Here is a 23,136-nt window from a genome sequence, read left to right on the forward strand (position 1 = left end):
CGCGCGCGTGGAGGGCCATTTTCAGTTCTCCGGGAACCGGTGCACCCCGCTCGGTGTCACCGCCGCCCGCACCGGCCGGTCGTGCGCCTCCGAGGGGACGTGTCCGACGACCTCGGAGTCGTACAGCAGCACCATCAGCGCGGGATGCGCACCCGTCCGCTCCAGCCGTGCCAGCACGCGGTCGTACGACCCCCCGCCGCGCCCCAGGCGCATCCCGCGCCCGTCGACCGCCAGGCCGGGCAGCAGGACGACGTCGGCGGCGGCCACGGCCTCCGGGCCAAGCCGCTCCCCGGACGGCTCGAACAGGGCCATCCGTCCGCCGTGTTGGACCCGCGCGAGCGAGCCCTCGCCGCCGTAGGCACCCCAGTCCAGGTCGTTGTCCGGGAGCAGCACGGGAAGCAGGACCTCGACCCCCCGCGCGCGGAGGGCGTCCAGGAGCGCGAGCGTTCCGGGTTCGCTCCCCACGGAGACGTACGCGGCCACCGTGCGCGCCCGTGCCAACTCCGGCAGTTCCAGCGCGCGATCGGCGAGCGCGCGGCCGGCCGCCCGCACGTCATCGGCCGTCAACCTGTTCCTCACCGTGAGGAACTCTTGTCGCAACATTCGCTTGTCAGGCTCGGCTTCATGGCCTAGGTGACGCACAGGTCCCACCCGCATCCTTCCTTATGTGCTCATATGAGAGCGTTTTAACCGGAGCCACAGATTCAGCACAAAGGCACCGGATAAGGTTCGGGCATGACTCAGTCGCACCCCAGGATCAGCAAGGCTGTCATTCCCGCAGCCGGTCTCGGCACCAGGTTCCTGCCGGCCACGAAGGCAACTCCCAAGGAGATGCTGCCGGTCGTGGACAAGCCCGCGATCCAGTACGTGGTCGAAGAGGCCGTGTCGGCTGGGCTCGACGACGTCCTCATGATCACCGGACGCAACAAGCGCCCTCTTGAGGACCACTTCGACCGCAACTACGAACTCGAATCCGCCCTCCAGAAGAAGGGCGACGCGAGCCGGCTCGCCAAGGTCCAGGAGTCGAGCGACCTCGCGACCATGCACTACGTCCGCCAGGGCGACCCCAGGGGCCTCGGCCACGCCGTCCTGTGCGCGGCCCCGCACGTCGGCCACGAGCCCTTCGCCGTCCTCCTCGGCGACGACCTGATCGACCCCCGCGACCCCCTCCTCGCGCGCATGGTCGAGGTCCAGGAGCAGCACGGCGGCAGCGTCATCGCCCTCATGGAGGTCGCGCCCGAGCAGATCCACCTCTATGGCTCCGCGGCCGTCGAGGTCACCGGGGACGCCGACGTCGTCAAGGTCACCGGCCTGGTCGAGAAGCCGGACGCGGCCGACGCCCCGTCGAACTACGCGGTCATCGGCCGCTATGTCCTCGACCCCACCATCTTCGACATACTCCGCAAGACCGAGCCCGGCCGCGGCGGCGAGATCCAGCTCACCGACGCCCTCCAGCAGCTCGCCACGGACGAGAAGATCGGCGGCCCGGTGCACGGGGTCGTCTTCAAGGGCCGTCGTTATGACACCGGCGACCGGGGCGACTATCTGCGTGCCATTGTCAGACTCGCGTGCGAACGTGAAGACCTGGGCCCGGACTTCCGCGCCTGGCTTCGCAGTTACGTAGCCGAGGAGATGTAGCAACGTTGAGCACCGCCGCGACCCGCACCCCAGGACCGGACCACCTCTGGTCGGTGGACGAGCACCTGGAGGACATCCTCGCGACCGTCCGCCCTCTGGAACCCATCGAGCTGCAACTGCTCGACGCCCAGGGGTGCGTCCTGGTCGAGGACATCACGGTGCCGGTCTCGCTCCCGCCCTTCGACAACAGCTCGATGGACGGATACGCGGTGCGCGTCACAGACGTGGCGGGCGCGAGCGAGGAGTACCCGGCCGTCCTGACGGTCGTCGGCGACGTCGCGGCGGGCCAGTCCGAACCCCTCCATGTGGGCCCCGGCCAGGCCGCCCGCATCATGACCGGCGCCCCGCTCCCGCCCGGCGCCGAGGCCGTGGTCCCCGTGGAGTGGACCGACGGAGGCCTCGGCGAGGGCCCGGTCACCGGTATGCGGGCCCGCGGCCAGGACCCCGAGGCGGCCGGCGGACACGTGCAGGTGTACCGCTCGGCCGAGGCACGCGCGCACGTCCGCGCGAAGGGCAGTGACGTGAAGGCCGGCGACCGCGCCCTGGACGCCGGCACGATCCTCGGCCCGCCGCAGATCGCCCTGCTCGCCGCGATCGGCCGCGGCACGGTCCGCGTCCGCCCCCGCCCGCGCGTGGTCGTCATGTCCACCGGCAGCGAACTCGTCCAGCCCGACGAGCAGTTGGGCAGTGGCCAGATCTACGACTCCAACAGCTTCGCCCTCACCGCCGCCGCCCGCGACGCCGGCGCCATCGCCTACCGGGTCGGCGCCGTCGCCGACGACGCCGAGACGCTCCGCTCCACCATCGAGGACCAGCTCGTCCGCGCCGACCTCCTGGTCACCACCGGCGGCGTGAGCGTCGGAGCGTACGACGTCGTCAAGGAGGCCCTGTCCTCGGTGGGCGACGAGGACGAGGAGGGCGCCGGGATCGACTTCCGCAAGCTCGCCATGCAGCCCGGCAAACCCCAGGGCTTCGGCTCCATCGGCCCCGACCACACCCCGCTGCTCGCGCTCCCCGGCAACCCGGTGTCGTCGTACGTCTCCTTCGAGCTGTTCGTCCGCCCCGCGATCCGCACCCTGATGGGCCTGGACGACGTCCACCGACCGACGACCCGGGCCACCCTCACCACCGACAAGGCGCTGACCTCGCCCAAGGGCCGCAGACAGTTCTTGCGCGGGACGTACGCCGACGGCGAGGTGACCCCGGTCGGCGGCGCCGGATCGCACCTGGTCGCCGCCCTCGCGCTGGCCGACTCGCTGATCGTCGTCCCCGAGGACGTCGTGTCCGTCGAGCCCGGCACCGAGGTCCAGGTGGTCCTGCTCCGCTGAGCAGGCGCGGTTGGCGGTACCGTGTCGCGCACAACACGCCCGGACCGGGAGCGCCACACAGCATGACTGAGCCTTTCCGGGGGGACACCCCCGGACCCCTTGAGCAAGACCGGCTGACGCACATCGACGACGCGGGCGCCGCCCGGATGGTCGACGTGTCCGGGAAGGACGTGACCGCGCGTACCGCCACCGCCAGCGGACGCGTCCTCGTCTCGCCCCGCGTGGTCGAACTGCTGCGCGGCGAGGGGGTCCCCAAGGGCGACGCCCTGGCCACCGCTCGCATCGCGGGGATCATGGGTGCCAAGCGCACCCCGGATCTGATCCCGCTCTGCCACCCGTTGTCGGTGTCGGGTGTGAAACTGGATCTGTCAGTCGCGGACGACGCCGTACGGATCCGGGCCACCGTGAAGACGACGGACCGCACGGGCGTCGAGATGGAGGCGCTCACCGCGGTCTCCGTCGCGGCGCTCACCGTGATCGACATGGTCAAGGCGGTCGACAAGGGAGCGGTCATCACGGACGTGAGGGTCGAGGAGAAGACGGGCGGCAAGTCGGGCGACTGGAGCCGGACATGACGTACCGCGCGCTGGTGCTCACCGCCTCCAACCGGGCCGCCGCCGGGGTCTACGAGGACAAGGGCGGCCCCTTGATCGCCGACGGCCTCAAGGGCTTCGGCTTCGCCGTCGACGGGCCGCAGGTCGTCCCCGACGGCGCCCCCGTCGAGTCCGCCCTGCGGGCCGCCGTAGCAGCCGGTTACGACGCCGTCGTCACCACCGGTGGCACCGGCGTCTCGCCCACCGACCGCACCCCCGAGGCGACCCGCGCGGTGATCGACTACGAGGTGCCGGGCATCGCCGAGGCCATCCGGGCGTTCGGACGGGAGAAGGTGCCGACCGCGGCCCTGTCCCGGGGCCTGGCCGGAGTCGCCGGGCGCACACTGATCGTCAACCTGCCCGGTTCCACCGGCGGGGTGAAGGACGGCCTCGCCGTCCTGGAGCCCCTGCTGGCGCACGCCGTGGACCAGATCCGCGGCGGCGATCACCCCAGACCCGCCGACACCAGTGGGGGTGCGAGCTGAACAGCCCATCCTGGCCCGCCGTGCTGGTGGACGGTGACATCGTCCTGCGGCCGATAAAACTCCGCGACCAGCGGGCCTGGCGCGAGGTCAACCGGCGCAACCGGGACTGGCTGCGCCCCTGGGAGGCGACCATTCCGCCGCCCACGCCCAGCGGGCCGATCGCACACCGGCCGACGTACCGGCAGATGGTCCGGCATCTGCGCTCCGAGGCCAACTCGGGCCGGATGCTGCCCTTCGTCATCGAATACCAGGGGCGCCTGGTCGGGCAGTTGACGGTCGCCGGGATCACCTGGGGTTCGATGTGCTCGGGCCATATCGGTTACTGGGTGGACGAGTCGGTGGCCGGGCGCGGGGTGATGCCGACGTCCGTGGCGCTTGTGGTGGACCACTGTTTCCGGGCCGTCGGACTGCACCGCATCGAGGTCTGCATTCGCCCGGAGAACGGCCCGAGCCGTCGGGTCGTCGAGAAACTCGGATTCCGTGAGGAGGGGCTCAGGCCCCGTTATCTCCACATCGACGGCGCCTGGCGCGACCACCTCGTCTTCGCGCTCACCGCGGAAGAGGTGCCCGAGGGTTTGCTGAGCCGCTGGCAGCGGGCACGCTCCCGGAGCACCCCGCACGACAATCCCGCATAGCGCGGAAATTGAATGAGTGTTCGAATGTGATCGCCGGATGACCGCCTTGGGGCAATGAATTCGCCAACTCGGCGGCCTGTTGATCGCATCGGTCACAAAAAAAGCTCGAAATATCAGCCGGATCGTGCGACACACCGGCTCAATTGGCAGATGGCCTCACGCAAACCCCTCTACCGTGTGAGGCGTGAGCAGCAGCGGCCTCATCTACGCAGTCATTGTCGGGGCCTGGGCCGCCTACTTGGTGCCGATGTGGCTCCGTAGGCAGGACGAGCTGAACGAGGCCCGTCCGACGGAACGCTTCAGCACCGCCATCCGGCTGCTGTCCGGACGGGCGGGAATGGAGCGCCGGTACGCCAAGGACCTGCGGGCGCGCTCCACCGAGGAGGGGGAGCCCAGCGCCGTCGTGCCGGACGTTGTCACCGACTCGGTGGACGTCCGGGCCTTCGCCATGCCACCGGCCCGTCCCCAGGTGCACGCACCGGTTCGCCGGCAGAGCCAGGACCGGCCGGAAGCGGCGCGGGAACCGGAGCGCGCGCCGGTTCGCGAACCGGCGCGCGACCAAGCGGCCAAACCGGCAGCCCAGCAAGCCCCCGTCCCCGCCCAAGCACCCAAATCCGCACCCGCGCCCAAGCCCGCGCCCGCACGCAAGCGCGTCCCCGGTGCGCGGCGCACCCCCGCCGAGGAAGCCGCCGCGGCGCGCGCCCGGCGGGTGAAGGTGCTTGCGCGCCGCCGACGTACCACCGTGATGCTCTTCCTCGCCTTCACACTCGGCGCGGTCGTCGCGGCGGTCGGCGGGCTGACCCTCCTGTGGGCGCCCGGCGTACCGGCGGTGCTGCTCAGCGGATACATCGCCTACTTGCGCTCCCAGGAACGCCGCCGCTTCGCCTACCAGATGGACCGGCGCCAGGCCGAAGTCGCCGCGCAGCGACTGCGGGAGCGTCAGACGCGCCGGCGCGCCTCCGTGGACGCCGGGATCGACGACGCCGACGAGGGACCCGACGCGGACACGGACCCCGGGATGTCCGCGCTCGCCGCCGACCGCCGTGCCCTGGTCGAGCAGACCGACCACGCCGAGTGGGTCGACCAGCAGCGCGAGCGGCAGCACCGGCCGGGCCAGGGCGACAGTTGGGACCCGGTACCGGTACCCCTGCCGACGTACGTCACCGCGCCGGTCGCGCCGCGCGCCACGTCCGACGTGGACCTCGGTGCACCCGACGCGTGGAGCTCCGCGCGCTCCAGCGCGGTGTCCCCGGAGCAGGAGACGGTGGCCCACGACGAGGACGCGGAGGACCCGTCGGACGACAAACCGTCGGCGGACGGCCGCACCGACGCCCGCCGCGCGGCCTCCGCCCGCCGCGCCCGCGAGCGCGGTCGCACCCCCCTGTTCGACCAGTACGAGGACGGCGAGCGGCCCCGCGCGGCCAACGAGTGACCAGGCACGGAACGGATTTCCAAGCACCCTGAGGGGGATGCTAGAGTTTCACTCGTTGCAAGGGCCTGTGGCGCAGTCTGGTAGCGCACCTCGTTCGCATCGAGGGGGTCTGGGGTTCAAATCCCCACAGGTCCACCGCAATGAAGATCCCGTCCGATCTGATGATCGGGCGGGATTTTCGCATGTACGGAGCCCCGCAACCACCCCTCCTTCTACGGTGATCCGCATGCGAACCGTCTGGCAGGCCCTGGTGTGGCGTCGGTTTCTGTGGTCGGTGTGGCCGTGGCGGGCCGTGCTGTATCTCGGGAGCGGGGCGGTCGGTGGGGTCGTCGTGCTGGTGGCGGTGTCGGCCGGGGTCGTCGGCGGGGGTGTGCTGGCCGTCGTGCTCGTGGGGGTGCCGTTGCTCGTGCTCACCGCGCTCGCCGGGATACCTGTGGCTGTCGCCGAGCGGTACAGGTTGAGGCTTGTCGACCGGGAGCCGGTGCCGGGGCCGCACCGGGTGCCGGTCGAGCCGGGGTTGCGCGGCTGGCTGACGACACGGTTGCGGGAGCGGGCGACCTGGCGGGAGTTGGCGTACACGCTGCTGTTCGCGCTCGTGCTGTGGCCGCTCGACGCGCTCGCGGTCGGCCTTGGGCTCGGCGCCCCGCTGGCCATGCTGGGGACGCCCGCGCTGATGGGCGACGGCGAGGCCAAGGTGCTCAAGGTGTGGACGGTCACCACCTGGCCGGCCGCCGCCGGGGTCGCCCTGCTCGGGCTCGTGCTGCTGGCGCCCGGGCTCTACGCCCTCGGGGTCGTCGCCGGGGCGCGGGGCGGGCTGACCCGGCTGCTGCTGGGGCCCGATCGCGAGGAGTTGGGACTGCGGGTGGTCGAACTCGCTCGCTCCCGTGGGCGGTTGGTGGACGCGTTCGAGGCCGAGCGGCGGCGGATCGAGCGCGATCTGCACGACGGCGCCCAGCAGCGGCTCGTCGCGCTCACCGTGACGCTCGGTCTGGCCCGGCTTGACGCACCGCCCGGCCCCCTCGCCGACCAGCTCGCCAGGGCCCACGACGAGGCCGGGCGCGCGCTCGCCGAGCTGCGTGAGCTGATCCACGGCATCCACCCCCAAGTACTGGTCGACTACGGCCTCGAAGCCGCCGTCGCCGATGCCGCCGACCGGAGCGCCGTACCCGTCGATCTCGAACTGGAGCTGCCCGGGCGGCTTCCGCCGGCCGTCGAGGCCACCGCCTACTTCGTCGTCTGCGAGGCCCTTGCCAACGTCGACCGGCACAGCGGGGCCGCGCGGGCCGGGGTGCGGGGCGAACACCGGGACGGGCGGCTGGTGTTGGAGGTGCGGGACGACGGGTGGGGGGCGCGGACGCCGGGCGGGGGAGCGGGCTGACCGGGCTCGGGGACCGGGTGTCAGTGCTGGATGGCAGACTTTCGGTGTCGAGCCCGGTGGGGGGTCCGACGGTCCTGCGCGTGGACATTCCCTGCGCTGTGGCCGAGGGGAGGGGGGACTGATGGCGCTGCGTGTCGTGCTGGCCGAGGACAGCGTGCTGCTGCGGGACGGGATCGTCGCGCTGCTCGCCCGGTTCGGGCACGAGGTGGTGGCCGCCGTAGGGGACGCGGACGCGCTGGTGGCCGCCGTCGCCGAGCACGCTCCCGACATCGTGGTGACGGATGTGCGGATGCCGCCCGGATTCCAGGACGAGGGACTGCACGCGGCGGTGCGGCTGCGGGCGGGGCGGCCCGGGCTGCCGGTGCTGGTACTCAGTCAGTATGTGCAGCGCGCGTACGCGGCCGAGCTGCTCGACTCCGGGGACGGGACCGGCGTCGGCTATCTGCTCAAGGACCGGGTCGGCCAGGTCGAGGAGTTCGTGGACGCCCTGCGCGAGGTCGCGGCCGGGGGCACGGTCGTGGACCAGGAAGTCGTACGGCAGTTGCTGCGCCGGCGCCGTGATCCGCTGGCGCGGCTGACCCCGCGCGAGCGGGAGGTGCTGGGGCAGGTCGCGCAGGGCCGGTCGAACGGCGCGATAGCCCGCGAGCTGGTGGTCACCGAGGCAGCCGTCGGCAAGCACATAGGCAGCATCCTCGCCAAGCTGGACCTGCCGCCGGCCGACGACGTGCACCGCCGGGTGCTGGCCGTGCTCACCTACCTGAGAAGCTGAGCCACACCCGCCGAGACACCGGTCACAGCGCCTTCGCGAAGCACAGGCTGTCCTCGTGGAAGCGGTAGTAGCCGAAGCGCACGCAGGGCTCGTAGCCACTGGACGTGTAGAGGGCGATGGCCTCCGGCTGCTTGGTGCCCGTCTCCAGGACCATGCGGATACGGCCGGCCGCGCGGGCGTCCGCCTCCAGGGCGGCCAGTATGCGGCGGGCGAGGCCCAGACCGCGCGCGTGCTCGACGACGTACATCCGCTTCAGCTCGGCGTCGCCGTCCTCGTTGCCCTCGCCGTTCGCGTCCTGGGCGCGCCAGCCGCCGGTGGCGACGGGGGCGTCCTGCTCGTCGTACGCGATCAGGTAGACCCCGTTCGGGGGCTGGAAGTGCGACGGTTCCAGGGTGGTGGCGTCGCCGCCGTCGCCGTAGCGGGCGTGGTACTCCGCCTGGACCTGGTCGTTCAGCTTGACGGCGTCGGGGTGGTCGAACGGGACGGGTCGAATATTCACGCGGAGAATCGTACTTCTCTGTGAAAGGAGGGATCGGGGGCTCCGTCCGGTGTGCCGGTATCGTGCCGGAGTGCTCACTGTGACCTCTGCCAATGTGAACGGACTGCGGGCCGCCGCGAAGAAGGGCTTCGTGGAGTGGCTCGCCGGGACCTCCGCCGATGTGCTCTGCCTCCAGGAGGTGCGAGCCGAGCCGCAGCAGTTGCCGGAGCAGGTCCGTGCCCCCGAGGGCTGGTATGTCGTGCACGCGCCGGCCGCCGCCAAGGGGCGCGCGGGTGTCTCCCTCTATACGCGCCGGGAGCCGGACCACGTCCGGATCGGCTTCGGGTCGGCCGAGTTCGACGGCAGTGGCCGGTATGTCGAGGCCGACCTGCCCGGTGTCACGGTCGCGAGCCTGTATCTGCCCTCCGGCGAGGTCGGCACCGAGCGGCAGGACGAGAAGGTCCGCTTCATGGGTGAGTTCCTCGCCCACCTGAAGGGCCTGCGGGAACGGGCCGCCGCCGACGGCCGCGAGGTCCTCGTCTGCGGTGACTGGAACATCGCCCACCAGCCCGCCGACCTCAAGAACTGGCGCGCCAACCAGAAGAACTCCGGGTTCCTGCCGGAGGAGCGCGAGTGGCTGAGCGGTGTCCTCGCGGCCGAGAACGGCGGGTACGTCGACGTCGTACGGGCCCTGCACCCGGACGTGGACGGGCCGTACTCGTGGTGGTCCTACCGGGGCCGGGCCTTCGACAACGACAGCGGCTGGCGCATCGACTACCACGTGACGACCCCCGGGCTCGCCGCCAAGGCGGTCAAGGGGTACGTCGAGCGCGCGGCCACACACGAGGAGCGCTGGTCGGACCACGCGCCGGTCACCGTGGTCTACGACCTCTGAGGGCCCTGGCCGGACTGCAGTCGCCGGTCCATCGCCAGCGACAGCTCCGCCTCCACCACGCTCTTCGCCAGTGGCCGCAGCCGTTGCAGATCCTCCGTCGTGCCGCCCCGGGTGAGCACCAGGTCGGCGAAGAGTTCCGCGAGGGACTCGGTGTGCTCGCGGACGCGGCGGCCCGCGCTGAGCACGTCGGCGAGCGGGATGCCCTCGCGCACCAGCGCGGCCGTGACATCCAGGAGGCGGCGGCTGATGTGGACGATCTCGCCGCCGTCGGTGCCGAGATAGCCGAGTTCGAGCGAGGCGGCGAAGTTCTCCGGGGTGGCCTGGTCGCCGAAGTAGTCGGCGAGGGCCTCCGGGGTGAGCCGGACCGGGGTCTCCTCGGTGGGCGCGCCGAGGCCCAGCAGCTCGCCCACGTTGCGGCCGTGGTCGAAGGCCTCGGCCAGTTCCGCGATGCCGTTGAGGGTGTGGCCGCGTTCGAGCAGCGCCGAGATGGTGCGCAGCCGGGCCAGGTGGGTCTCGTCGTACCAGGCGATACGGCCCTCCCGGCGGGGCGGGTGGATGAGTTTGCGCTCGCGGTAGAAGCGCAGGGTGCGCACCGTGATGCCGGCCGCCTCGGCCAGCTCCTCCATGCGGTATTCGCGCTTCTCGGTGTTCTCCGCCACGCCCGCACCCTACGTCGTACCCTCAGTAACTTTCCTCGTGCTGCCCCCTACCCATGAGTACGGAGCTGCTCTACGCTCCGATTGCGCCAGTGTTCACTGGCGTGGTCGCATGGTCGTAGGGAAGGGCACGGGATGACCGAACACGAGCATGTGCGGGTGGCGGTGATCGGGTCCGGGTTCGGTGGGCTGGGGGCCGCGGTGCGGCTGCGGCGCGAGGGCGTCACCGACTTCGTCGTCCTGGAGCGCGCCGACAGCGTGGGCGGGACCTGGCGGGACAACAGCTATCCGGGGTGCGCCTGCGACGTACCGTCCCATCTGTACTCGTTCTCCTTCGCGCCGAACGCCGACTGGCCGCGCACCTTCTCCGGGCAGGGGCACATCCGCGCCTATCTGGAGAATGTCGCGGACGTCTTCGGGCTCAGGCCCCACCTCCGCCTCAACACCGAAGTGAAGATGATGACCTGGGACGCGGAGCGACTGCGCTGGGACATCGAGACCAGCGGCGGTTCGTACTCCGCCGACCTCGTCGTCTCCGCCACCGGGCCGCTGTCCGACCCCAAGATCCCGGACGTCCCCGGGCTCGAATCCTTCCCCGGCAAGGTCTTCCACTCGGCCCGCTGGGACCACGACTACGACCTGCGCGGCAAGCGCGTCGCCATGGTCGGCACCGGCGCCTCCGCGATCCAGATCGTGCCGTCGATCCAGCCCGAGGTGGAGCGCCTCACCCTCTTCCAGCGCACCCCGCCCTGGGTCATGCCCCGCGTCGACCGCGCCATCAGCGGCGCCGAACGCGCCATGCACCGCGCACTGCCCTTCACCACCCAGGCCCGCCGCGGACTCCTGTGGGGATTGCGGGAGTTGCAGGTCCAGGCGTTCACCAAACGGCCCAACGAGCTGGGCCTGGTGGAGCAGTTGGCCAAGCGGAACATGGCCCGCTCCATCAAGGACCCGGCGCTGCGCGCCAAACTCACCCCCGACTACCGCATCGGCTGCAAGCGCATCCTGCTCTCCAGCACCTACTATCCCGCCCTCACCCAGCCCAATGTCGACGTCGTGACCAGCGGGTTGAGCGAAGTCCGCGGTTCGACGGTCGTCGCCGCCGACGGCAGCACGGCCGAGGTCGACGCGATCGTCTTCGGCACCGGCTTCCACGTCACGGACATGCCGATCGCCGACCGGGTCGTCGGCGCGGACGGCCGCACCCTGGCCGAGGCCTGGAAGGACGGCATGCAGGCCCTGCGCGGCGCCTCCGCCGCCGGATTCCCCAACTGGATGACCGTCATCGGGCCCAACACCGGCCTCGGGAACTCCTCGATGATCCTCATGATCGAGTCCCAGTTGAACTATCTCGCCGACTACGTACGACAGTTGGACGTCCTCGGCGGACGCGTGGTCCTCGACGCCCGGCCCACCGCCGTGAGCGCCTGGAACCGGCGCGTGCAGGAACGGATGAAACGGACCGTGTGGAACACCGGCGGCTGCACCAGTTGGTACCTCGACGCGAACGGCCGCAACACCACCATCTGGCCCGGTACGACGACCGAGTTCAGGCGCGCGACCCGCCGCGTGGATCTCACGGAGTACGACGTCGTCCGAGCGCGGGCCGACAAAAAGGCGGAGCAGGCGGAGGTGGTGGACGCATGAGCCGGCTGCTGCACGTCTCGTCCGGGCCCTACGCCCCGCCCGCGCCCGTCAGCGAACTCACCGTCACCTCGGCCGACGGCTCCCGGCTGCACGTCGAGGTGCACGGCCCCGAGCACGCGCCCGCCGTCGTCCTCGCGCACGGCTGGTCCTGCTCAACCGCCTTCTGGGCGGCGCAGATCCGGGACCTGTCCGCCGACCACCGCGTCATCGCCTACGACCAACGGGGCCACGGACGCAGCCCGGTGAGCGTCGCGCACAGCACCGACGCCCTCGCCGACGACCTGGAAGCCGTACTGGAGAAGGCGCTCGCGCCCGGTGAGAAGGCCGTGGTCGTGGGGCACTCCATGGGCGGGATGGCCGTGCTGGCGGCTGCCGGGCGGGCCCGGTTCCGGGAGCACGCGGTGGCCGTTCTGCTGTGCAGCACGGGGAGTTCGCGGCTGGTCGACGAGTCGCTCGTCGTGCCGTTGCGAGCCGGGCGGGCCCGGACCTGGCTGACCCGGAAGGTCCTCGGGACCCGGGCGCCGCTCGGGCCGGTCACGCCGGCCGCGCGGCGGATCCTCAAGTACGGGACCATGGGCCCCGGTTCGGCACCGCACATGGTCGAGGCGTGCGCGCGGATCGTGCACGCGTGTCCACGAGCGGTGCGGTACGCGTGGTCGCGGGTCCTCGACTCCCTCGATCTCGACCACGGCGTACGGGAGTTGGCGGTGCCCACCGCGGTCGTCGTCGGTACGGCGGACCGGATGACACCGCCGGTGCACGCACGGGCGCTGGCCGCCGCGCTGCCGCAGTGCGTCGGAATCACCGAGCTGGCGGGGCTCGGCCACATGACGCCCGTCGAGGCGCCCGAGCTGGTCAGCGCGAAGATCCGCGAACTGACCGCCACCTACCTGGAGTTCGACCAGGCCGAGCAGGTCAAGGAGGGCACATGAGCGACAGGGTGAGCCTGGAGGGTCAGGTCGCGGTCGTGACCGGGGCCGCGAGGGGCGTCGGCGAACTGCTCGCACGCAAGCTCTCCGCGCGCGGCGCCAAGGTGGCGCTGGTCGGCCTGGAGCCTGACGCGCTCAAGCAGGTCGCCGAGCGGCTGCACACCGACAGCGGCCACTGGTACGCCGACGTGACGGACCACGAGGCGATGGCGCGGGTCGCCGCCGAGGTCAAGGAGCGGTTCGGGAAGGTCGACATCGTCGTCGCCAACGCGGGCGTCGCCAGCGGCGGGCCGTTCCTCGACTCCGACCCGGTGGCCTGGCGGCGGGTGATCGAGGTCAACCTCATCGGATCCGCCGTGACCGCGCGGGCGTTCCTGCCCGTGCTGATGGAGAGCCGCGGCTATCTGCTGCAGATCGCCTCCCTCGCCGCGATCACACCCGCGCCGATGATGAGCGCGTACTGCGCCTCCAAGTCCGGCGTCGAGGCGTACGCGCACAGTCTGCGCGCCGAGGTCGGCCACAAGGGCGTGCGCGTCGGTGTCGGGTATCTGTCGTGGACCGACACGGACATGGTGCGCGGGGCCGACCAGGACGAGGTGATGCGGGAGCTGCGGCAGCGGTTGCCGTGGCCGGCCAACAAGACGTATCCGCTGGGCCCCGCCGTGGACCGGATCGTCGCCGGCATCGAGCGGCGGTCCAGTCATGTGTACGGGCAGCGGTGGCTGCGGGGGATGCAGGGCGTGCGCGGGTATCTGCCGGGGATCATCGGATCGGTGGGGCAGCGGGAGATGCGGCGGTTCGGATCCCGGCTGGAGGGGATGCGATCCGGGCTCGTCGGCGCAGGTGGGGCGGCCGATGAACAGGCGCGCGCTACGGACCGTAGTTGATCGAAATGCGGAGTGTGTCCGCCCGTGTGAATCTGGTCGAGGCCCGACCAAGGGCCAATCCCCTCCGTTTACGGGAGTGAACCCACATGGGTATGAAGGACCAGTTCCAGGACAAGGGTGAAGACCTCGCGAACAAGGCCAAGGAGAAGATGGGTCGGGAGCGTGGCCAGGGCCAGCGCCAGGGCCAGGGCCAGGGCCAGGGCCAGGGCCAGGGCCGCGAGGGCCGCGAGGGTCGCGAGCAGGAGCGCGAGCGCGGTCAGCGGCGTGACGAGGACGTCGAGCGTACGTCCCAGGACGCGCGGGAGCAGCAGGACCGCATGGACCAGGACTACGACATCTGACGTCTTTTCCTGAGCGAAGGGTGCCCCTGACGAGGGGCACCCTTTCTCATGTACCCGCGCCCTCAGGAACGCGGCGGGAGCTTCGGCCGGGAGCGGTCCGGTACCTCGCTGTAGTCCGGGGGAGTCGCCGCCGGGTGGATGGCCAGGAGGTCCAGGGCCAGCCTGATCGCGTCGTCCAGTTGGGCGTGGCGGCCCTCCGCCCAGTCCAGGGGGGTGCGCAGGATCTCCAAGTCCGGTGTCACGCCCCGGTTCTCCACCGACCAGCCGTACGCGTCGAACCAGGCCGCGTTCATGGGGATCGTGATCACCGTGCCGTCCCCCAGTTGGTGGCGGCCGGTCATGCCGACCACTCCGCCCCAGGTGCGCTGGCCGACCACCGGGCCGAGCTTCAGCAGCTTGAAGGCGGCCGTGATCATGTCGCCGTCCGAGGAGGTCGCCTCGTCGGCGAGGGCAACCACCGGACCCCGCGGGGCGTTTGAGGCGTACGACACCGGCTGGGCGTTGCGGGTCAGGTCCCAGCCGAGGATCGTGCGGGTGAGCTTCTCCACGACCAGCTCGCTGATGTGGCCGCCCGCGTTGCCGCGCACATCCACGATGAGCGCGGGGCGGGAGACCTCCAGGCGCAGATCGCGGTTGAACTGGGCCCAGCCGGAGCCGCCCATGTCGGGGATGTGCAGATAGCCGCAGTGGCCGCCGCTCAACTCCCGTACCACCGCCCGGCGTTTGGCCACCCAGTCCTGGTAGCGCAGCGGGCGCTCGTCGACGAGGGGGACGACCGCCACCCGGCGTGCCCTGCCCTCGCCCTCCGCCGGGGTGAACGTCAGCTCCACCGTCGTACCGCCCGCGCCCGCCAACAGCGGGTAGGGGCCGGTGAGTTGGTCCACCGGGCGGCCATCCACATGGGTCAGGACGGCGCCCTCGCGGATGCCGGTGCCGGCCAGCGGGGAGCGGGCCTTGGAGTCGGAGGACTCGCCGGGGAGGATCCGGGCGACGGTCCAACCCCCCTCCCTGCGGACCAGGTTGGCGCCCAGCAGGCCCTGGCGGCGCTGGTAGTGGGGCGGCCCCTCGTTGCGGCGGGAGGGGGAGACGTAGGCGTGCGAGGTGCCCAGCTCGCCCAGGACCTCCCGCAGGAGATCCGCGAAGTCGTCGGGGGACGCGACCCGTTCGACCAGCGGGCGGTACTGCTCCACCACCGCGTCCCAGTCGATGCCGCACATGTGCGGGTCCCAGTAGTAGGCGCGGATCAGACGGGCCGCCTCCTCGTACGACTGGCGCCACTCGGCGGGCGGGTCCACCTCGTGCAGGATGCGGCGCAGGTCGATCCAGACGGTCGAGTCGCCGTCGCCCGACTCCGTGGAGGGGACCGCGCGCAGCTCGTCCTCGTCCACCACGACGAGCCGTGAGCCGTCGCCGCTCACCGCGAACCAGTCGAGGTGGTCGACGAGTTCGGACTTCTTCGCCTTGCTGATGTTGAAGTACTCGAGGGTCGGCCGCCCGCTGGTGTCGTCCGGGTTGGCGAAGGTCTCGCCCAGCGCGCCGGAGATCGGCCAGCGCAGCCAGACCAGCCCACCGCCAGAAACCGGGTACAGCGCCGAGTACTTGGAGGCGGACACCGGGAACGGCGTCACCCGGTTCTCCAGCCCCTCCACCTCGACGGTCACCGCGCCGTCAGCGCCCTCGTCCTCCGCCGGGTCCAGGCCCCCGGCGGCCGGGCGGCCCTCGGGGGTGAGCGCGAAGGGGGAGGGCGTGGCCGAGGAAAGGGGGACGAGGTAGGGGCGGCAGCCGAGTGGGAAGGACAGGTCGCCGGTGTGGACGTCGTAGACCGGGTCGAAGCCGCGCCAGGAGAGGAAGGCGAGATAGCGGCCGTCCCTGGTGAAGACCGGATTCTCGTCCTCGAAGCGGCCGTTGGTGACATCGACGATCAACCGGTCCTTTATCCGGGCCATCTTGATCTGGCGGAGGCTGCGTCCGATGCCCGGGTGGGACCAGGTCAGCCAGGTGCCGTCGGGGGAGAAGGCGAGGTCGCGGACCGGGCCGTTGATCGAGCGGATCAGCTCGGTCACCTCGCCGCTGGACTCCTCCGTGGCGTCCAGCAGCAGAAGCCGTCCGTCGTGCGCGGCGACCGCGAGGCGCTCTCCGGCCGGGTCCGACACCAGCTCCAGGACGCGGCCCACCTCGCCGGAGGCGAGCCGGCGGGGATCGCGGTCGCCGGTGGCGCGGGGCAGATAGGCGATCTCGATCGTGTCCTCGCCGTCCGCGTCCGTGACGTAGGCGACCTGTCCGCCCGAGCCGAGCATCTCGGGGAGCCGGACCCGTACGCCCGGGGTGTCGGTGATCGTGCGTGCGGGGCCGTCGCGGTGCGTCAGCCAGTACAGGCTGCCGCGTACGACGACGGCGCTCGCCCGGCCCGTCTCGTCGACCGAGATGCCGTCCACGTGCTGAGCGGCCGGGACCTGATACCTGCGGCGGCCGGCGCGCGGGCCGTCGAGGCGTACATCGAGGCGGCGTGGGCCGGCGTCCGGTGACAGGTCGTCGACCATCCACACGTCACCGGCGCACTGGTACACGACCCGGGTGCCGTCGCTCGCCGCGTGCCGGGCGTAGAACGCGTCGTGGTCGGTGTGGCGGCGCAGGTCGGAGCCGTCGTAGGCGCAGGAGTAGAGGTTGCCGATGCCCTCGTGGTCGGAGAGGAAGGCGATACGGCCGTCGACGAACATCGGGGAGTGCAGATGGCCTTCGAGGTCGGCGAGCAGACGGCGGCCGTGCAGCCAGAGGCGGCCCATGGCGCCACCTCGGTAGCGCTTCCAGGCGGCCGGTTCGTGCGGCGGTGTGCCGGTCAGCAGCAGGGTCCGGCGTTCGCCGTCGATGTCGGCGAGCTGGATGTCGGAGACCGGCCCCCAGGGGAGCCGGCCGCCGGGGTCGCCGTCGGTGGGGACCTTGTAGGCCCAGGTGAAATAGGAGAACGGTTCGCCGTGGGACGCGACGGCGAGGATGTCGCCCTCGGGGGTCCAGCCGCAGACCTGGGTGTCGGGGCTGCCCCAGTAGGTCAGCCGACGGCCCGGCCCGCCGTCCACCGGGACCAGATGGATCTCCGGCACCAGGCTCCGCCAGGTCGTGTACGCGATATGGCGGCCGTCCGGCGAGAAGCGGGGGTGACCCACCTTCGTACGGTCGACGGTGAGCCGCCAGGCGCGGCCCCTGCCGTCGAGAGGGGCCAGCCAGAGGTCGTCCTCGGCCACGAAGCTCAGGAGATCGCCACTGAGGTGCGGCAAGCGCAGATAGCTCACCTCCCTATGCTTTTCCGCGGGACGGACCGGAGCAACTTGTGAAAAACCACCGGCAGCCGACTCAGGGGTGAGCCAGCACACGTACGAAACGGTTTCGTTTCGAAGAGTGGTGCGCTACATTCGTCCTGTACGACACCGTGTCGTTCGGAGCCGGGAAGGTGAGTGGCATGACTGAGGTCGCAACGGCGCGTCGCAGTCGCATCACACCCGAGCGCGAGGCCGAGTTGTACGAGGCCGTGCTCGACCTGCTCCGCGAAGTCGGCTACGACGCCCTCACCATGGACGCCGTGGCGGCCCGCACCCGTTCCAGCAAGGCGACCCTCTACCGCCAGTGGGGCGGCAAGGCCGAGCTGGTGGCCAAAGCGGTGCGGCACAACAAGCCGGGTGCCCTGGGCGCCGACGTCGACACCGGGTCGCTCAAGGGCGACCTGCACGCCCTCACGATGCGCTCGGACGACTGCGAGATGGAGCAGAACTCCGCGCTCATGCGGGGCCTGGCCATGGCGATGCACGGCAGCCCGGAACTCCTCAAGGCGTTCCGGGAGCATCTCGTCGAGCCCGAGATGCAGGAGTTCCAGAAGGTGCTCCAGCGGGCGGTCGACCGGGGTGAGATCCGTGCCGACAACCCGGCGAAGGAGTTCATCGTGCACATGATGATCGGTGCCTTCGCCGCCCGCACACTCATCGACGAGCAGCCGCCCACCCAGGCGTTCCTGCTGTCGTACATCGACGCCGTGGTGCTCCCCGCACTGGGCGCACCCACCACCTGACCGACCCACAGCACGCCCACCTGACGTAACCGCTCACGTCGTCGGGCAGATCAGCCGTGTCCCCAACCGGTCGATCACCCCTGCCCCGAAGAACCCCACGACCTGACCGGGAGTACGCCCTCGTGGCCACGTTCCTCTACAAAGTAGGCCGGCTCGCCTTCAGGCGACGGCACTTCGTCGCCCTCCTGTGGATCGCCCTGCTGACCCTCGCGGGCATCGGCGCGGCCAGCGCGCCCGCCGCGGGCTCCACCTCCTTCTCCATCCCCGGGACCGAGGCCCAGAAGGCCTTCGACCTGCTGGACCAGCGCTTCCCCGGCTCCAGTTCGAACGGCGCCACCGCGCGGGTCGTCTTCAAGGCGCCGAGCGGCGAGAAGATGACCGACGCCGACAACAAGGCGACCGTCGAGAAGACGGTGAAGGAACTGGCCGACGGCTCCGAGGTCGTCTCCGTCAGCGACCCGTTCACCACCAACGCGGTGAGCAAGGACGGGACGGTCGCCTACACCTCGGTGAAGTACGACGTCGCCGGCATGGAACTCAAGGACTCCAGCAAGAACGCCCTGGAGGACACCGCGGCCCAGGCCCGGGCCACCGGGCTGACCGTCGACGTCGGCGGTGACGCGCTCCAGGCCGCCGCCGAGATGGGCATCGGCGAGATCATCGGCATCGCCCTCGCCGCCGTCGTCCTCCTCATCACCCTGGGCTCGCTGGTCTCGGCCGGACTGCCGCTGCTGACGGCGATCATCGGGGTGGGCATCGGCGTCTCGACGATCACCGCCCTCGCCAAGACCCTGGACCTGGGCTCGACGACCTCCACGCTGGCGATGATGATCGGCCTCGCGGTCGGCATCGACTACGCGCTGTTCATCGTGTCCCGCTACCGCGCCGAACTGGCCGAGGGCCGCGAACGCGAGGAGGCGGCCGGCCGGGCCGTCGGCACCGCGGGCTCCGCGGTGGTCTTCGCCGGACTCACCGTCGTCATCGCACTGGCCGGTCTCGCCGTCGTCAACGTGCCGATGCTGACCAAGATGGGTGTCGCGGCGGCGGGCACGGTCGTCGTCGCGGTGCTCATCGCGCTGACCATGATCCCGGCGCTGCTCGGCTACGCGGGCCGCAGGATCAAGCCGACCGGCGAGAAGGCCAAGTGGCTGGGCGGCGGCAGCGCCAAGGAGGCCGCCAAGTCGGCCAGGCCGAACATGGGCACCCGCTGGGCGAGCTTCGTCGTACGGCGTCCCGCGGCCGTCCTGGTCCTCAGCGTGCTCGGCCTCGGCGCGATCGCGCTGCCGGCCAGCCAGCTCCAACTGGGCCTGCCCGACGACAGCTCGCAGCCGACGTCCACCACCCAGCGGCGGGCCTACGACCTCCTCGCGGAGGGCTTCGGGCCCGGCTTCAACGGCCCGCTGATGATCGTCGTCGACGCGAAGAACAGCGACGCCCCGAAGGCCGCCGTCAGCACGGTGACCGACAAGATCAAGACCCTCGACGACGTGGTGACGGTCAGCCCGGCCGCCTTCAACAAGGCCGGTGACACCGCCACGATCACCGTCATACCGGACTCCAAGCCGTCGTCGGTCACCACCGAGGACCTGGTGCACACCATCCGGGACGAGGGCGCCGGCATCAAGGCCGACACCGACGCGCAGGTGCTCGTCACCGGCACCACGGCGATGAACATCGACTTCTCGCAGAGGCTCAACGACGCGCTCATCCCGTACCTGGGCCTGGTGGTCGGCCTCGCCTTCCTCCTCCTGATCGTGGTCTTCCGCTCGATCCTGGTCCCGCTGAAGGCGGCCCTCGGCTTCCTGCTCAGCGTGCTCGCCTCGCTCGGCGCGGTCGTCGCGGTCTTCCAGTGGGGCTGGCTGGCGAGCCTGATCGGCGTCGAGGAGACCGGTCCGATCATGTCGATGATGCCGATCTTCCTGGTCGGCGTGGTCTTCGGCCTGGCCATGGACTACGAGGTGTTCCTCGTGACCCGGATGCGCGAGGCCTACGTCCACGGCGAGAAGCCGAGCCAGGCGGTGGTCACCGGCTTCAAGCACGGCGCGCGGGTCGTCACCGCCGCCGCGGTCATCATGATGGCCGTCTTCTCCGGCTTCATCACCTCCAGCGAGTCCATGGTCAAGATGATCGGCTTCGGCCTGGCGGTCGCGGTCCTCTTCGACGCGTTCGTGGTCCGCATGGCGATCGTCCCGGCGGTGCTGGCCCTGCTCGGGAAGCGGGCGTGGTGGCTGCCGAAGTGGCTCGACCGGATCCTGCCCAACGTGGACGTCGAGGGCGAGGGCCTGCGGAAGCTGGACGCCGAGAACTCCACGGACTCCGACCCCGACGGGGACCGGGAGCTGGTCCGGGCCTGAGGCGGCTGCCGCGAGGCACTGAGGCACCGGGCAACCGGGCTGCCGCGTCACCGAGTTCTGGTGGCGCGGCAGTTCGCGTCGGTGGCAGGGTGACCGGCGTGACAGCACTGGATGATCTGGTACGGCTGCTCGGGCCGGGGGCAGCGGCAAGGGACTCGTCCGCTGATGACTGGACGGGGGTCGAGACGTACGTCGCCTCGGCGCTCCCCGCCGACTTCAAGCGGTTCCTCGACACCTTCGGCACGGGTGTGATCTGCGACGAACTCGTGGTCTTCCATCCCCGGGGCACCAGCCCGCTGTTGGACCGGATGCGGCAGATCCACAAGAGGTTCGGCGAGTCCCGGCGCCGCATCCCGGACTTCCACCCGTTCCCCTACCATCCCGAACCCGGCGGCCTGATCTCCTGGGGCTACGACCACTCCGGCGACGAGCACTTCTTCTGGCCCTGCGATCCGGACCCGGGGCGGTGGAAGGTCGTCACCCACAGCCACGGGACGGAACCGGAGGTCTTCGAGGGCTCGTTCACCGCGTTCGTCCTCGACTTCGTCGAACAGTCGCGGGACGCGGAGCCGCCGGGTTTCCGGCCGATCTGAGCGGAGCCGTTGTCGGTGCGGAGCCGTTGTCAGTGGGGCGGGCTAGCGTGGAGGACATGACCACTTTGTCCGAACGTCACCGCACCGCACTGCTGTTGATCGACGTCCAGGTCGGCGTCGTGGCCGACGCGTACGAGCGTGACAGGGTCGTCGCCACCATCGCCGCGCTCGTCGACAGAGCACGCGAGGAAGGCGTCCCGGTCGTCTGGGTCCAGCACTCCGACGAGAACGTCACGGAGGGCAGCGACGCCTGGCAGTTCGTCCCCGAGCTGACCCGCCGCGACCCGGAACCCCTCGTCCCCAAGCGCTACCCCGACTCCTTCGAGGACACCTCCCTGGAGGAGGTACTGGCGGCCGCCCAGGTCGGACACCTGGTGGTGGCCGGCGCGTCCACCGACGCCTGCATCCGCTCCACGCTCCACGGCGCGTTCGTCCGCGGCTACGACGTCACACTCGTCGGCGACGCCCACACCACGTCGGACCTCAGCAGGTGGGGCGCGCCGCCCCCGGACCAGGTCATCGCGCACACGAATCTGTACTGGAAGTACCACACGGCACCGGGGCGTACGGCGGAGGTCGCCGAGGCGAAGGCGGTGGCCTTCGGAGGCTGACAAGGAAGCGGGCGGTCCGGCGGTTGGAACTCGGTCGCAGGGCCCGTGCAGCCGCCGCTACCGTGCCTCACATGACGACCATGAATGACAGCGAGGACTCCGGAGCCAGCCCCCGTTTCGCTGAAGCCCTGCGGGAGTTGGGGCTCGGGGAGGTGCTGCCCCGTATTCGGCGGTTCCCGGATGCGACGCGTACCGCCGCCGAGGCCGCCGCCGCGATCGGGTGCGAGTTGAGTGAGATCTGCAAGTCGCTGATCTTCGCGGCGGACGGGGTGCCCGTGCTGGTGTTGATGGACGGGGCGTCCCGGGTGGATGTGGAGCGGGTGAGGGAGGAGCTCGGCGTAGAGAAGGTGACCCGGGCCAAGGCCGAGGTCGTGCGGGAGACGACCGGGTATGCCATCGGGGGTGTGCCTCCCTTCGGGCACCGTACGAAGACGCGGGTGCTCGCCGATCGGTCCCTGCTCGCGCACGGTGTCGTGTGGGCCGCCGCAGGTAATCCGCACGCCGTGTTTCCCATGGAGCCCAAGGAACTTGTCGCCCACGCCGGTGCGACTCTCGTGGATGTGCGCGAGCTGAGCTCGTGACCCCGGGGGTCGCCGCCGCCGTTCTGCTCGCCGCGGTCGCCCACGCCTGCTGGAACGCCCTCGCGCACCGCATCACCGACAAGGTGGTCGGGTTCACGCTGATCTCGGGCGGCGGGATGGTCATCGGGCTGGCGCTCGTACCGTTCGCCGCCTTTCCGGCGGCCGGGGCGTGGCCCTATCTCGGATGCTCCGCGCTCATCCATGTCGTGTACTACCTGCTGCTGATGAAGTCCTTCCGGCTCGGGGACTTCGGGCAGGCCTATCCGATCGCGCGCGGCACCGCGCCTCTCGTCGTCACCTTCCTCGCCGCCGTCTTCGCCCACGAGGTGCCGGACGGGTGGGCGGCCGCGGGGATCGTCCTGTCGTGCACGGGGCTGACCGGCGTCGCGCTGTGGGGACTTCGGGGGCGGCGGCCCAACTGGGCCGCGATCGGCGCCGCGTTGGCGACGGGGCTGACGATCGCCGCGTACACCGTCGTCGACGGGCTCGGGGTGCGGGCCTCGGGGTCCTCGTTCGGGTACATCGGCTGGCTGATGGCCGTTCAGGGCTGGATGGTCCCGGCTTACGCCCTGTATCTGCGACGCGGTCAACTGCTGTCTGATCTACGGCCGTTCGCCGCCGTGGGATTCCTCGGCGCCGCTCTGTCCTTCGCGGCGTACGGCTTCGTCCTATGGGCGCAGACACGCGCGGACCTCGCTCCCGTCGCCGCTCTGCGCGAGTCGTCGATCATTGTCGGTGCGGCCATCGGGGCGTGCTTCTTCAAGGAACGCTTCGGGGCGCCCCGGATCGCCGCCGCGGTGCTGCTCGTCGCCGGTATCGGGCTGATGCTGCGGGCGGGGTGATCGGCGA

Annotated in this window: 22 protein-coding genes, 1 tRNA gene and 1 pseudogene; 20 read left to right on the forward strand and 4 right to left on the reverse strand. The window is 71.0% G+C overall.

What is annotated here, in order from left to right:
* Window positions 1-21: 21 nt before the first annotated feature.
* Window positions 22-603: a 5-formyltetrahydrofolate cyclo-ligase gene (locus tag ABZT04_RS01650; protein ID WP_356051630.1), complete on the reverse strand. Its 582-nt coding sequence runs from the start codon at window positions 601-603 to the stop codon at window positions 22-24.
* Window positions 604-735: 132 nt separating this feature from the next.
* On the opposite strand from ABZT04_RS01650, the gene galU reads away from it, so the two are divergent.
* From galU to ABZT04_RS01695, 9 genes and pseudogenes are all read left to right on the forward strand, one after another.
* Window positions 736-1,638 (forward strand): UTP--glucose-1-phosphate uridylyltransferase GalU, encoded by a 903-nt coding sequence (gene galU / locus ABZT04_RS01655; RefSeq protein ID WP_355905330.1) that lies wholly within the window; start codon window positions 736-738, stop codon window positions 1,636-1,638.
* Window positions 1,639-1,643: 5 nt separating this feature from the next.
* Complete coding sequence (glp, locus tag ABZT04_RS01660) at window positions 1,644-2,966, forward strand: gephyrin-like molybdotransferase Glp (RefSeq protein ID WP_356051631.1); 1,323 nt, start codon at window positions 1,644-1,646, stop codon at window positions 2,964-2,966.
* Window positions 2,967-3,028: 62 nt separating this feature from the next.
* Window positions 3,029-3,541: a cyclic pyranopterin monophosphate synthase MoaC gene (gene moaC, locus ABZT04_RS01665; protein WP_019066545.1), complete on the forward strand. Its 513-nt coding sequence runs from the start codon at window positions 3,029-3,031 to the stop codon at window positions 3,539-3,541.
* Window positions 3,538-4,044: a MogA/MoaB family molybdenum cofactor biosynthesis protein gene (locus tag ABZT04_RS01670; RefSeq protein WP_356051632.1), complete on the forward strand. Its 507-nt coding sequence runs from the start codon at window positions 3,538-3,540 to the stop codon at window positions 4,042-4,044. Before moaC ends, ABZT04_RS01670 begins: the two co-directional genes overlap by 4 nt.
* Window positions 4,045-4,064: 20 nt before the next feature.
* Window positions 4,065-4,679: a GNAT family protein gene (locus tag ABZT04_RS01675; protein WP_356051633.1), complete on the forward strand. Its 615-nt coding sequence runs from the start codon at window positions 4,065-4,067 to the stop codon at window positions 4,677-4,679.
* Between the two features lie 184 nt (window positions 4,680-4,863).
* Window positions 4,864-6,111 (forward strand): gephyrin-like molybdotransferase receptor GlpR, encoded by a 1,248-nt coding sequence (gene glpR / locus ABZT04_RS01680; RefSeq protein WP_356051634.1) that lies wholly within the window; start codon window positions 4,864-4,866, stop codon window positions 6,109-6,111.
* Between the two features lie 61 nt (window positions 6,112-6,172).
* Window positions 6,173-6,246: transfer RNA gene (locus ABZT04_RS01685), tRNA-Ala, on the forward strand.
* A 91-nt stretch (window positions 6,247-6,337) separates the two neighbouring features.
* Window positions 6,338-7,611 (forward strand): annotated as a pseudogene (locus ABZT04_RS01690) (sensor domain-containing protein).
* A complete protein-coding gene (locus tag ABZT04_RS01695) occupies window positions 7,611-8,258 on the forward strand; it encodes a response regulator transcription factor (RefSeq protein WP_356051636.1) in 648 nt (215 codons plus the stop codon). Before ABZT04_RS01690 ends, ABZT04_RS01695 begins: the two are co-directional and overlap by 1 nt.
* A 22-nt stretch (window positions 8,259-8,280) precedes the next feature.
* On the opposite strand, the gene ABZT04_RS01700 is transcribed toward ABZT04_RS01695, so the two are convergent.
* Window positions 8,281-8,757 (reverse strand): GNAT family N-acetyltransferase, encoded by a 477-nt coding sequence (locus tag ABZT04_RS01700; RefSeq protein ID WP_356051638.1) that lies wholly within the window; start codon window positions 8,755-8,757, stop codon window positions 8,281-8,283.
* A gap of 70 nt (window positions 8,758-8,827) precedes the next feature.
* Here ABZT04_RS01700 and ABZT04_RS01705 point away from each other — a divergent pair, with 70 nt between their 5' ends.
* A complete protein-coding gene (locus ABZT04_RS01705; protein WP_356051641.1) occupies window positions 8,828-9,631 on the forward strand; it encodes an exodeoxyribonuclease III in 804 nt (267 codons plus the stop codon).
* On the opposite strand, the gene ABZT04_RS01710 is transcribed toward ABZT04_RS01705, so the two are convergent.
* The gene (locus ABZT04_RS01710; protein ID WP_356051643.1) at window positions 9,619-10,290 is read right to left on the reverse strand and encodes a MerR family transcriptional regulator; all 672 of its coding nucleotides are present in this window, start codon (window positions 10,288-10,290) and stop codon (window positions 9,619-9,621) included. The two genes, ABZT04_RS01705 and ABZT04_RS01710, sit on opposite strands and share 13 nt — an antisense overlap.
* Before the next feature lie 132 nt (window positions 10,291-10,422).
* On the opposite strand from ABZT04_RS01710, the gene ABZT04_RS01715 reads away from it, so the two are divergent.
* The 4 genes from ABZT04_RS01715 to ABZT04_RS01730 all read left to right on the forward strand — a co-directional run bounded on the left by ABZT04_RS01715 (window position 10,423) and on the right by ABZT04_RS01730 (window position 14,091).
* On the forward strand, window positions 10,423-11,934 hold the full coding sequence (locus ABZT04_RS01715; protein WP_356051646.1) for an NAD(P)/FAD-dependent oxidoreductase: 1,512 nt from the start codon (window positions 10,423-10,425) through the stop codon (window positions 11,932-11,934).
* Window positions 11,931-12,866 (forward strand): alpha/beta hydrolase, encoded by a 936-nt coding sequence (locus ABZT04_RS01720; protein WP_356051648.1) that lies wholly within the window; start codon window positions 11,931-11,933, stop codon window positions 12,864-12,866. Before ABZT04_RS01715 ends, ABZT04_RS01720 begins: the two co-directional genes overlap by 4 nt.
* Window positions 12,863-13,750 carry an SDR family oxidoreductase gene (locus ABZT04_RS01725; RefSeq protein ID WP_356051651.1) on the forward strand — a complete coding sequence of 296 codons (888 nt, stop codon included), beginning with the start codon at window positions 12,863-12,865 and terminating at the stop codon, window positions 13,748-13,750. The genes ABZT04_RS01720 and ABZT04_RS01725 overlap by 4 nt, the downstream gene beginning before the upstream one ends.
* Before the next feature lie 86 nt (window positions 13,751-13,836).
* Complete coding sequence (locus ABZT04_RS01730; RefSeq protein ID WP_356051653.1) at window positions 13,837-14,091, forward strand: hypothetical protein; 255 nt, start codon at window positions 13,837-13,839, stop codon at window positions 14,089-14,091.
* 62 nt (window positions 14,092-14,153) lie between these two features.
* Here the strand turns inward: ABZT04_RS01730 and ABZT04_RS01735 are convergent, their stop codons facing one another.
* Window positions 14,154-17,378 (reverse strand): S41 family peptidase, encoded by a 3,225-nt coding sequence (locus ABZT04_RS01735; RefSeq protein WP_356051655.1) that lies wholly within the window; start codon window positions 17,376-17,378, stop codon window positions 14,154-14,156.
* Window positions 17,379-17,545: 167 nt separating this feature from the next.
* Between ABZT04_RS01735 and ABZT04_RS01740 the strand changes: the two genes are divergently transcribed.
* The 6 genes from ABZT04_RS01740 to ABZT04_RS01765 all read left to right on the forward strand — a co-directional run bounded on the left by ABZT04_RS01740 (window position 17,546) and on the right by ABZT04_RS01765 (window position 23,129).
* Window positions 17,546-18,148, forward strand: coding sequence for a TetR/AcrR family transcriptional regulator (locus ABZT04_RS01740; RefSeq protein ID WP_356051657.1), 603 nt, complete (start codon window positions 17,546-17,548; stop codon window positions 18,146-18,148).
* A 122-nt stretch (window positions 18,149-18,270) separates the two neighbouring features.
* Window positions 18,271-20,502, forward strand: a complete 2,232-nt coding sequence (locus tag ABZT04_RS01745; RefSeq protein ID WP_356051659.1) for an MMPL family transporter — start codon at window positions 18,271-18,273, stop codon at window positions 20,500-20,502.
* A 98-nt stretch (window positions 20,503-20,600) separates the two neighbouring features.
* On the forward strand, window positions 20,601-21,095 hold the full coding sequence (locus ABZT04_RS01750) for a hypothetical protein (RefSeq protein WP_356051661.1): 495 nt from the start codon (window positions 20,601-20,603) through the stop codon (window positions 21,093-21,095).
* A 56-nt stretch (window positions 21,096-21,151) separates the two neighbouring features.
* Window positions 21,152-21,706: an isochorismatase family protein gene (locus ABZT04_RS01755; RefSeq protein WP_356051663.1), complete on the forward strand. Its 555-nt coding sequence runs from the start codon at window positions 21,152-21,154 to the stop codon at window positions 21,704-21,706.
* A gap of 71 nt (window positions 21,707-21,777) precedes the next feature.
* Window positions 21,778-22,287 (forward strand): YbaK/EbsC family protein, encoded by a 510-nt coding sequence (locus ABZT04_RS01760; RefSeq protein ID WP_356051665.1) that lies wholly within the window; start codon window positions 21,778-21,780, stop codon window positions 22,285-22,287.
* Complete coding sequence (locus ABZT04_RS01765; protein WP_356051667.1) at window positions 22,284-23,129, forward strand: DMT family transporter; 846 nt, start codon at window positions 22,284-22,286, stop codon at window positions 23,127-23,129. Before ABZT04_RS01760 ends, ABZT04_RS01765 begins: the two co-directional genes overlap by 4 nt.
* Window positions 23,130-23,136 lie beyond the last annotated feature (7 nt).

Source organism: Streptomyces sp. NPDC005492 (assembly GCF_040605995.1).
Classification (GTDB): domain Bacteria; phylum Actinomycetota; class Actinomycetes; order Streptomycetales; family Streptomycetaceae; genus Streptomyces.

Excerpts from the sequence above, each read along its gene's own strand:
- ABZT04_RS01650 (WP_356051630.1), bottom strand. The coding sequence starts at position 603 with ATGTTGCGACAAGAGTTCCTCACGGTGAGGAACAGGTTGACGGCCGAT.
- galU (WP_355905330.1), top strand. The coding sequence starts at position 736 with ATGACTCAGTCGCACCCCAGGATCAGCAAGGCTGTCATTCCCGCAGCC.
- moaC (WP_019066545.1), top strand. The coding sequence starts at position 3,029 with ATGACTGAGCCTTTCCGGGGGGACACCCCCGGACCCCTTGAGCAAGAC.
- ABZT04_RS01670 (WP_356051632.1), top strand. The coding sequence starts at position 3,538 with ATGACGTACCGCGCGCTGGTGCTCACCGCCTCCAACCGGGCCGCCGCC.
- ABZT04_RS01695 (WP_356051636.1), top strand. The coding sequence starts at position 7,611 with ATGGCGCTGCGTGTCGTGCTGGCCGAGGACAGCGTGCTGCTGCGGGAC.
- ABZT04_RS01715 (WP_356051646.1), top strand. The coding sequence starts at position 10,423 with ATGACCGAACACGAGCATGTGCGGGTGGCGGTGATCGGGTCCGGGTTC.
- ABZT04_RS01720 (WP_356051648.1), top strand. The coding sequence starts at position 11,931 with ATGAGCCGGCTGCTGCACGTCTCGTCCGGGCCCTACGCCCCGCCCGCG.
- ABZT04_RS01725 (WP_356051651.1), top strand. The coding sequence starts at position 12,863 with ATGAGCGACAGGGTGAGCCTGGAGGGTCAGGTCGCGGTCGTGACCGGG.
- ABZT04_RS01730 (WP_356051653.1), top strand. The coding sequence starts at position 13,837 with ATGGGTATGAAGGACCAGTTCCAGGACAAGGGTGAAGACCTCGCGAAC.
- ABZT04_RS01740 (WP_356051657.1), top strand. The coding sequence starts at position 17,546 with ATGACTGAGGTCGCAACGGCGCGTCGCAGTCGCATCACACCCGAGCGC.
- ABZT04_RS01755 (WP_356051663.1), top strand. The coding sequence starts at position 21,152 with ATGACCACTTTGTCCGAACGTCACCGCACCGCACTGCTGTTGATCGAC.
- ABZT04_RS01760 (WP_356051665.1), top strand. The coding sequence starts at position 21,778 with ATGACGACCATGAATGACAGCGAGGACTCCGGAGCCAGCCCCCGTTTC.